The organism is Nitratidesulfovibrio oxamicus, from assembly GCF_015731765.1.
In the GTDB taxonomy this organism is placed as follows: domain Bacteria; phylum Desulfobacterota; class Desulfovibrionia; order Desulfovibrionales; family Desulfovibrionaceae; genus Cupidesulfovibrio; species Cupidesulfovibrio oxamicus.
Window position 1 is genome coordinate 1 of the sequence record NZ_VRYY01000084.1, and the last position, 7,027, is coordinate 7,027.

Genomic DNA, 7,027 nt, shown 5'->3' on the forward strand with positions numbered 1-7,027 from the left:
GCCGTCCGCGCCGCGCACCAGCGGCGTGGTGATGCGGTCGGGGCTCAGGCGGCGGGCGGCCAGCGCCCGTCCCTTGACGCAGACCACCCCGCGCGTGAACGGATGGTCGGGGTTGCCGGAAACACGCACGCCCCCGGCGGGGTCGTCATGCACGGATGCTTCTTCGTCCGGCAGGTGCACCACCAGGGAGCAGGCGCCGTGACAGTCGAGGGAACAGGCGGAAAGGCGTTGCATGCGAAACTCCGTGGGGGAGCGGGTTGACGAAAGGGAAGGGCGTCCGGCGGCAACGGGCGACCGGCGATCCGTGCATCGAAAGGGTGCCGGTGCGGTGTGGCGGATGCGGCGAACAACCCGTGCGCGTCACCGTACACCGCGCCACCGGGCCTTCCGTGACCGGGGTCACGGCAGGGCGGCGCGGGGCGTGTCATTACGGATCAGCACCAGAAAACCATGCAAAAAGGGCCGGGACCGGCAGCAACCGGACCCGGCCCATCCGGTCAGGGAAAGGGAACTGTGGCAGCCCTAGTTCTGGTAAAGCTTGTCGCCGGAAATGACGGGGATGCCCGCCTCGTTCAGCACTTCGATGGCCTGGTCGGTACGGTCGAAGCGGAAGATGAGCACCGCGTTGGTGCCGTTCTGCTGCACGAAGGCGTACATGTATTCCACGTTGACGCCGCGCGTGCTCAGCAGTTGCAGGATGCTGTCGAGACCGCCGGGATGGTCGGGCACTTCCACGGCCACCACAGAGGTGCGGCCCACGGTGAAGCCCTTTTCCTTCAGGGCGGCCTTGGCCTTTTCGTGGTCGTGCACGATCAGGCGCAGGATGCCGAAGTCCGAGGTGTCGGCCAGCGACAGGGCGCGGATGTTGATGCCCGCCTCGGCCAGGGTGTGGGTTACCTCGGCCAGGCGTCCGGCCTTGTTTTCGAGAAATACGGAAATCTGTTCCACTTTCATGGCGACAATCCTTTTGCGGGGTGAAGCAGGCCGGTTCGCCCTGCCGTTGCAGTCATTGAAGGTGGATAGCATCCCCGGCGGGCTGTTGACAAGCCGGGCGGCCTGTCCGGGACCGATGGATGCGGCGCGCGCATGCGGATGCGGGACGGTTGCGCGGCATTGCCGGTCGCACCCGGGCCCCGGCGCGGGTGGCCTTTCTCGACCGCTTGCGGAAGCTGGCCCCATGGCTATATTGAACACGCACGCTGCGCGCGCCGCACTTCGCGGCCCGGCGCACGGCAAGCACCGTGGAGCATCGATGTCCAACGCCATGAATTTCGCCTTCATGCGGGAAGAACCCGCACCGCCCAACGGGCGGCGTGTCGCCATCATCGGCGCAGGGCCTTCGGGCCTTGCCGCTGCCGGGTACCTGGGGTGCCTGGGCTATCAGGTAGAGGTCTACGACAAGCTGCCCAAGCCCGGCGGCCTGATGCTGTTCGGCATTCCCGGCCACCGCATCCCGGCGGACCGCATCCAGCGCGGGGTGTTCACCCTGTCGCGCAAGTTCGGCGTCAACTTCCACAACAAGACCAAGATATGCTGCAGCGCCCCCCTGCACGAGGAAGAGGGCGACCATTTCTCGTGCGACATCCGGGGCCTTGGCGAACTGGTGGAAGAACATGACGCGGTGATCATCTGCAGCGGTGCGTGGAAGTCGCGCAAGCTGGGCATACCCGGCGAACAGCTGAAGGGCGTCTATTCCGGCCTGGAGTTCCTGTTCCCCATCCGCGCGGTGAAGTACGCCACCAGCAACGTTTCCGTGCCGCCGGTGGAAGGGCGCACCGTGGTGGTGGTGGGCGCCGGGCATTCGGCCATGGACGTGGCCCACAGCGCCAAAGCCCTGGGGGCAAAGCGCGTGGTCATGGTGTACCGGCGCACCAAGAAGGAAGCCCCTGCGGGCAGCTACGAGGTGGACCGGCTCATCGACGTGGGGTGCGAATGGCTGGAGCGGCGCACCCCGCTGCGCATCGTGGCGGATGAAACCGGCCAGCACGTGGCGGCGCTTGAAATGGCCGACGGCAACACCGGTGAGACCGAAGTGCTGCCCGCCGATGTCATTGTCACCTCCATCGGCGAAATTCCCACCCCGCCGTTCCAGAAGGAACTGGGGCTGGAAAACGTGCGCAAGGGCGAGGTGCGCTGGCTGCACATGACCAGCATAGAGAACGTCTTTGTGGCGGGCGACGTGCTGACAGGCCCCAGCAAGATCGGCAAGGCGGTGTACAGCGGGCTGCGCGCGGCGCGCTCGCTGACCAACTGGCTGGACCTGAAGGCCCAGCACCGCGAGAACGAATACAATTACGACGCCGACGTCATAACGCGCCCCGGCGCCCCCAGCGAGCAGAGGTAGCGCGCCATGTCGGAATGCCACGGCAGGGGCAAGACCCTGCATATCGACTACAGCAAATGCATCGGCTGCGAAACGTGCGAGGCCGTGTGCGGCTTTCTGTACGACACGCCGCGCATCGCCATGGCCCGCACCGGCGACGGCCAGATGATTCCCATCTACTGTCAGCATTGCGAACACGCCCACTGCATGAAGGTGTGCAACCGGGGCGCGCTGATGCGCGACCGTGACGGGGCGGTGGTGCTGCAACCCATGCTTTGCCGGGGCTGCGAGACGCGCAACTGCGTCATTGCCTGCCCCTATGCCGCCTTTTTCGCCACCGACCGGGGCGTGGCCGTGCGCAAGTGCGACCTGTGCGCCGGGCGACGCGCCGTGGGCCTTGGCCCCGCCTGCGCGGAAATGTGCCCCTGCGGAGCCATTCGCTTTGCCGACCGCGACGAACTGGATGAACTGGAAACGGAAGCTTCGCGCGAGGCCCGCGACCGTGTGCTTGCGCACATCCGGCCCAAGAAGTAGCAGGCACGAAAAAACGCGAAAAACCAACGGTGGGGCTACCTTAAAGCAAGGTAGCCCCACCGTTGCCGTTTGCAGGCCTTGAGTTCTCCTGTATGGAACAAGGCATTGCCGTTCGTTGGCGCGGGGGCGTTATGCATGCCTGTGCCGCCACCCAGACATACGCCGCAAGGAGACATCCGGATGTCGTATGATTCGTTGGACTCCGTATTCTACATGCTGAGTGCAATCATATTTGTTATAGGGGGATTTTTCGATACAGCAACAGTGCGAAAAATACGTGAAATATGTCCTGCGTCTCTGGATGACGGATCGTACAGAATGTACGTTCATTCCATAGCCTTTGACGCAAGGGTTCCTCTGTCGCTCAGAAGGCAGTATGTTGCAGGCCTTGCAATTATTGCGTTTTCGCAATTTCTTATGGTCTTGCAGTTTTATATCGAAGGCAATTCCAATGCGATGGTATTTGCATTGTTTTTTGCGTCCCTAATGACCTATTTCACAATAGTCAGTCTTGTCCGCTATTTGCGAAGCCTGCGGACGTGAGGAGGCAAGGTGGGAATATCAATTCACACCGGCTGGCATTTTCTCGGAAACGGCATTCTGGACCTTCACGACACCCTGAATTTTTTTATGTTCTGGGGGTTCATCCTGCTGTTTCTGGCAGCCGCGTTCATTGGGGGAGCGGCATCGCGGAAAATCGCGGAATACATGCCTCCGCAATACATGAAAGACGGGGAACGCAGTCTGCACCTTGATCTGTATGCACTTGACCCGTGGATTCCGCTGCCGGTGCAGCGGAATTACATATTGTCGCACTTCCTGATGGGGCTTGCGGGGCTGTGTCTGGTCATCGCGTATGTCAGGAAGGGTGACTGGGGACCCGCAGCCGTTTTTTTCGCAGTTGGCGCGGCAGGTATCTGGGGGGGCATGACGGAAACCATGACGTACAGACGAAACAAGCGCTTGCACGAGCAGAAAGAAGCCCAGAGCGAAGACTGACCGACATTGTGAGATCATACCGGACGCAGCTATTGTCGCGCAAAAAAGAAGGGGGCCGAAGCCCCCTTTCACATTCGTAATCTTTCGTGCCGCGTCTACGGCTTTTCGCGCATGTCGATGACGCGCTTGGCCTTGCCCTCGGAGCGCTGGATGGAGCGCGGCTCCACCAGGCGCACCTTGGCGGTGACGCCCAGGAATTCCTTGATGGTCTTCTGCAAGCGGGCTTCGCGGCGTTGCAGGTTCTTGATCTCGTCCGAGAAGAATTCCTCGGAAACTTCCACCTGCACCTCCATGTTGTCCAGGTTCCCCTCGCGGGTGACCAGCAACTGGTAGTGCGGGGCGAGGCCCTCGGTTTCCATCAGGATGGACTCGATCTGCGAGGGGAACACGTTCACCCCGCGGATGATCAGCATGTCGTCGCTGCGGCCCGTCACGCGGCGCATGCGCACATGGGTGCGACCGCAGGCGCAGGGGGTGTAGTCCAGCGAGGTGATGTCGCGGGTGCGGTAGCGCACCAGCGGGATGCCTTCCTTGGTCAGCGTGGTGATGACCAGTTCGCCGGTGGCGCCGGGGGGCAGGGCCTCGCCGCTCACCGGGTCGATGATTTCCGGCAGGAAATGGTCTTCATAGATGTGCATGCCGCACTTGGCCTCCACGCATTCCATGGAGACGCCGGGGCCCATGATTTCGGACAGGCCGTAGATGTTCAGGGCGTCGATGCCGAGCTTGGTCTCGATTTCCGCGCGCATTTCCTCGGTCCACGGCTCCGCGCCGAACACGCCGATGCGCAGGGGCAGTTCGCGCAGGTCGATGCCCGCCTCTTCCGCCGCCTCGTGCAGGTACAGGCTGTACGAGGGGGTACAGCAGATGACCGTGGCGCCGAAGTCGCGCAGCAGCAGCACCTGGCGCTTGGTGGCCCCGCCGGACACGGGAATGACCGTGGCGCCCAGGCGTTCCGCGCCGTAGTGCGCGCCAAGGCCGCCGGTGAACAGGCCGTACCCGTAGGCGTTGTGAATGAGGTCGCGGCGGGTAACCCCGGCGGCGGCCAGGCTGCGGGCCATCAGTTCGGCCCAGTTGTCCAGGTCGCGCTTGGTGTAGCCCACCACGGTGGCCTTGCCGGTGGTGCCGCTGGAGGCGTGCAGCCGCACGATGGTATCCTTGGGCACGGCAAACAGCCCGAAGGGGTAGTTGTTGCGCAGGTCCTGCTTTTCGGTGAAGGGCAGCAGGGTGACGTCGGATAGCCGCTTGATGTCCGCCGGGGTCACCCCCGCCTCTTCGAACCGGCGGCGGTAGTGGGGCACGTTGGCGTAGACGCGCTCGCAGAGGTTCTTCAGCCTGCGCAGTTGCAGCGCTTCCAGCTCCTCGCGCGGAAGCGTCTCGCGGTCGACGTCGAAAATCATGGGGCTCTCCTCTCGGGTTCACCGCAGGCGGTGCCGCGCGGCGCGCTGGCGCGGGCGGCCCGTGCGACACATGTCGGGCAAGGCCAACTTGTGCCCCAACTGCCGGGTGCGGTCAAGGATGCCGGGCCGGTACGGGGTGTGCGTGTTGCAGGCCGGGGCCGTGCGGATGAGGACGCATGCGGGCGGACGCGGGGATGGAGAACGGCGAGGTGGAAGGGGCACCGTCAGAACGCCGCGAATCGCTGCACGGCTTGGCTGCCCCTGTCTGCGCCTGTTGGCCTGGTTTTCTCGCCAACGTCGCTGCCGGGCCTGGCAACATGGCTCGCCGAAAGGCCCCGCACACTTGCATTTGCGGAGCGGTAGGGAATGCGGTATATGGTATGTTTGGACAGTGAACGGAGCCCGTCCGCCCGGCCCGTTGCCGTTGTGCCGCCAGCCACGATATTCCGCAGGACATCCGCACCATGACAGTGCCGCATTCTTTCGAGCAATCCCCCGAATTTGCCGCCTTTGCCCAATGCGTGCGCGATGCGCGCACCTGCCGCCGCTTCCGGGAAGACGTGGCCGTGCCCCTGGCCACGCTGCATGCGCTGGTGGACACGGCGCGGGTGTGCCCCAGCGGGGCCAACCGCCAGCCCCTGCGCTATGCCGTGTGCGCCGACGCCGTGCGCAACGGCGGGGTGTTTCCGCACCTGCGCTGGGCCGCCTACCTCAAGGATTGGGGCGGGCCGGTTCACGGCGAGCGCCCGGCGGCGTACATCGCCGTGCTGTGCGACAGGAAAGGGGCTCCCACGCCGGAAATCGACCTTGGCATCGCGGCCCAGACCATCCAGTTGGGTGCGCAGGCGCTGGGCCTTGGCTGCTGCATGATCGGCGCGTTCGACCGCGACGGCGTGCGCGCGGCCCTTGGCCTGAATGCGCCCCCCCATGCCGAACTGGACCTTGTGCTGGTGCTGGCGCTGGGCGTGCCCGCCGAAACCCGCGTGCTGGAAACCGTGGGCGCGGATGGCGACATCCGCTACCGCCGCGACGCGGAGGGCACCCATCGCGTGCCCAAGCGTCCTTTGGAATCCGTGCTGCTGCCGGTTCACGGTGGTAACGCACAGGAGAAGGGGTAACACCGTCAGCCGTCCGCTCCGCTTGCCGCAGGCAATCCGGGGCAGGGCAGGCCAAGCGGCGGATGCCGCCGGACAGCGTATTCCCGTACGTCGCATTCACATGACGCCATCGGCGGACCTTCCGCCGCATGCATATGAACATACGGGCCGCGCCGCGCGCGGGCCGGACCACAGGACACCGCATGAAACCCATCGAAAAGAAGTTCAAGGACATCCCCACCGCCGAGAAGGTCGCCACCTTCGTGGGCTGGCTGGAAGAAAAGAAGGGCCACGACGTGCTGGCCCTGGACCTTGCGGGCATGAACGCCTTTGCCGAGTCCATCATCATCGTCACCGCCGGTTCCGTGCGCCACGCGCAGGGCCTGGCCGACCACATGCTGGGCATGTGCGACGACGAAAAGATCGAATTCCTGCGCATGGAAGGCTACCAGGCCGGGCAGTGGATCCTGCTCGACTGCAACGACGTGATCATCAACGTCTTCCAGCCCCCGGTGCGTGAAATGTTCCGGCTGGAAAGCCTGTGGTCCGATGCGCCGGTGCTGCATGACGGACGCGAGTTGGCCCCGCCGGTGGAGGCAGCCACCACCTCTGCGGGCACCCACAGCGGCGTGCGCCGCATGGCGGGCAAGGTGGCTGGCGCCCGCGCCGCCGCC

At 64.6% G+C, this 7,027-nt stretch carries 7 protein-coding genes and 1 pseudogene; 5 read left to right on the forward strand and 3 right to left on the reverse strand.

Translation table 11 applies throughout. The annotated features are described in order from the left end of the window. Both FVW20_RS03930 and FVW20_RS03935 read right to left on the reverse strand, forming a co-directional pair. Positions 1 to 234, reverse strand: a pseudogene (locus FVW20_RS03930) (molybdopterin-dependent oxidoreductase); the annotation flags it as partial. A gap of 288 nt (positions 235 to 522) precedes the next feature. Then, positions 523 to 954 (reverse strand): ACT domain-containing protein, encoded by a 432-nt coding sequence (locus FVW20_RS03935; RefSeq protein ID WP_167121850.1) that lies wholly within the window; start codon positions 952 to 954, stop codon positions 523 to 525. A gap of 298 nt (positions 955 to 1,252) precedes the next feature. On the opposite strand from FVW20_RS03935, the gene FVW20_RS03940 reads away from it, so the two are divergent. The 3 genes from FVW20_RS03940 (at position 1,253) to FVW20_RS03950 (ending at position 3,856) form a co-directional block, all read left to right on the forward strand. Beyond that, positions 1,253 to 2,344 carry an FAD-dependent oxidoreductase gene (locus FVW20_RS03940; protein WP_196608381.1) on the forward strand — a complete coding sequence of 364 codons (1,092 nt, stop codon included), beginning with the start codon at positions 1,253 to 1,255 and terminating at the stop codon, positions 2,342 to 2,344. A 6-nt stretch (positions 2,345 to 2,350) separates the two neighbouring features. Next, entirely contained in the window at positions 2,351 to 2,857 is a 507-nt protein-coding gene (locus FVW20_RS03945) for a 4Fe-4S dicluster domain-containing protein (RefSeq protein ID WP_012611594.1), read from the forward strand. A 552-nt stretch (positions 2,858 to 3,409) separates the two neighbouring features. Further along, positions 3,410 to 3,856 (forward strand): hypothetical protein, encoded by a 447-nt coding sequence (locus tag FVW20_RS03950; RefSeq protein WP_012611592.1) that lies wholly within the window; start codon positions 3,410 to 3,412, stop codon positions 3,854 to 3,856. A gap of 95 nt (positions 3,857 to 3,951) precedes the next feature. Here the strand turns inward: FVW20_RS03950 and FVW20_RS03955 are convergent, their stop codons facing one another. Then, a complete protein-coding gene (locus tag FVW20_RS03955) occupies positions 3,952 to 5,256 on the reverse strand; it encodes a phenylacetate--CoA ligase family protein (RefSeq protein ID WP_196608382.1) in 1,305 nt (434 codons plus the stop codon). 464 nt (positions 5,257 to 5,720) lie between these two features. Here FVW20_RS03955 and FVW20_RS03960 point away from each other — a divergent pair, with 464 nt between their 5' ends. Next, positions 5,721 to 6,374, forward strand: a complete 654-nt coding sequence (locus tag FVW20_RS03960) for a nitroreductase family protein (protein ID WP_196608383.1) — start codon at positions 5,721 to 5,723, stop codon at positions 6,372 to 6,374. Positions 6,375 to 6,556: 182 nt separating this feature from the next. Further along, positions 6,557 to 7,027, forward strand: a 471-nt coding sequence (gene rsfS, locus FVW20_RS03965; protein WP_196608384.1) for a ribosome silencing factor, incomplete at its 3' end; no start/stop codon positions are given.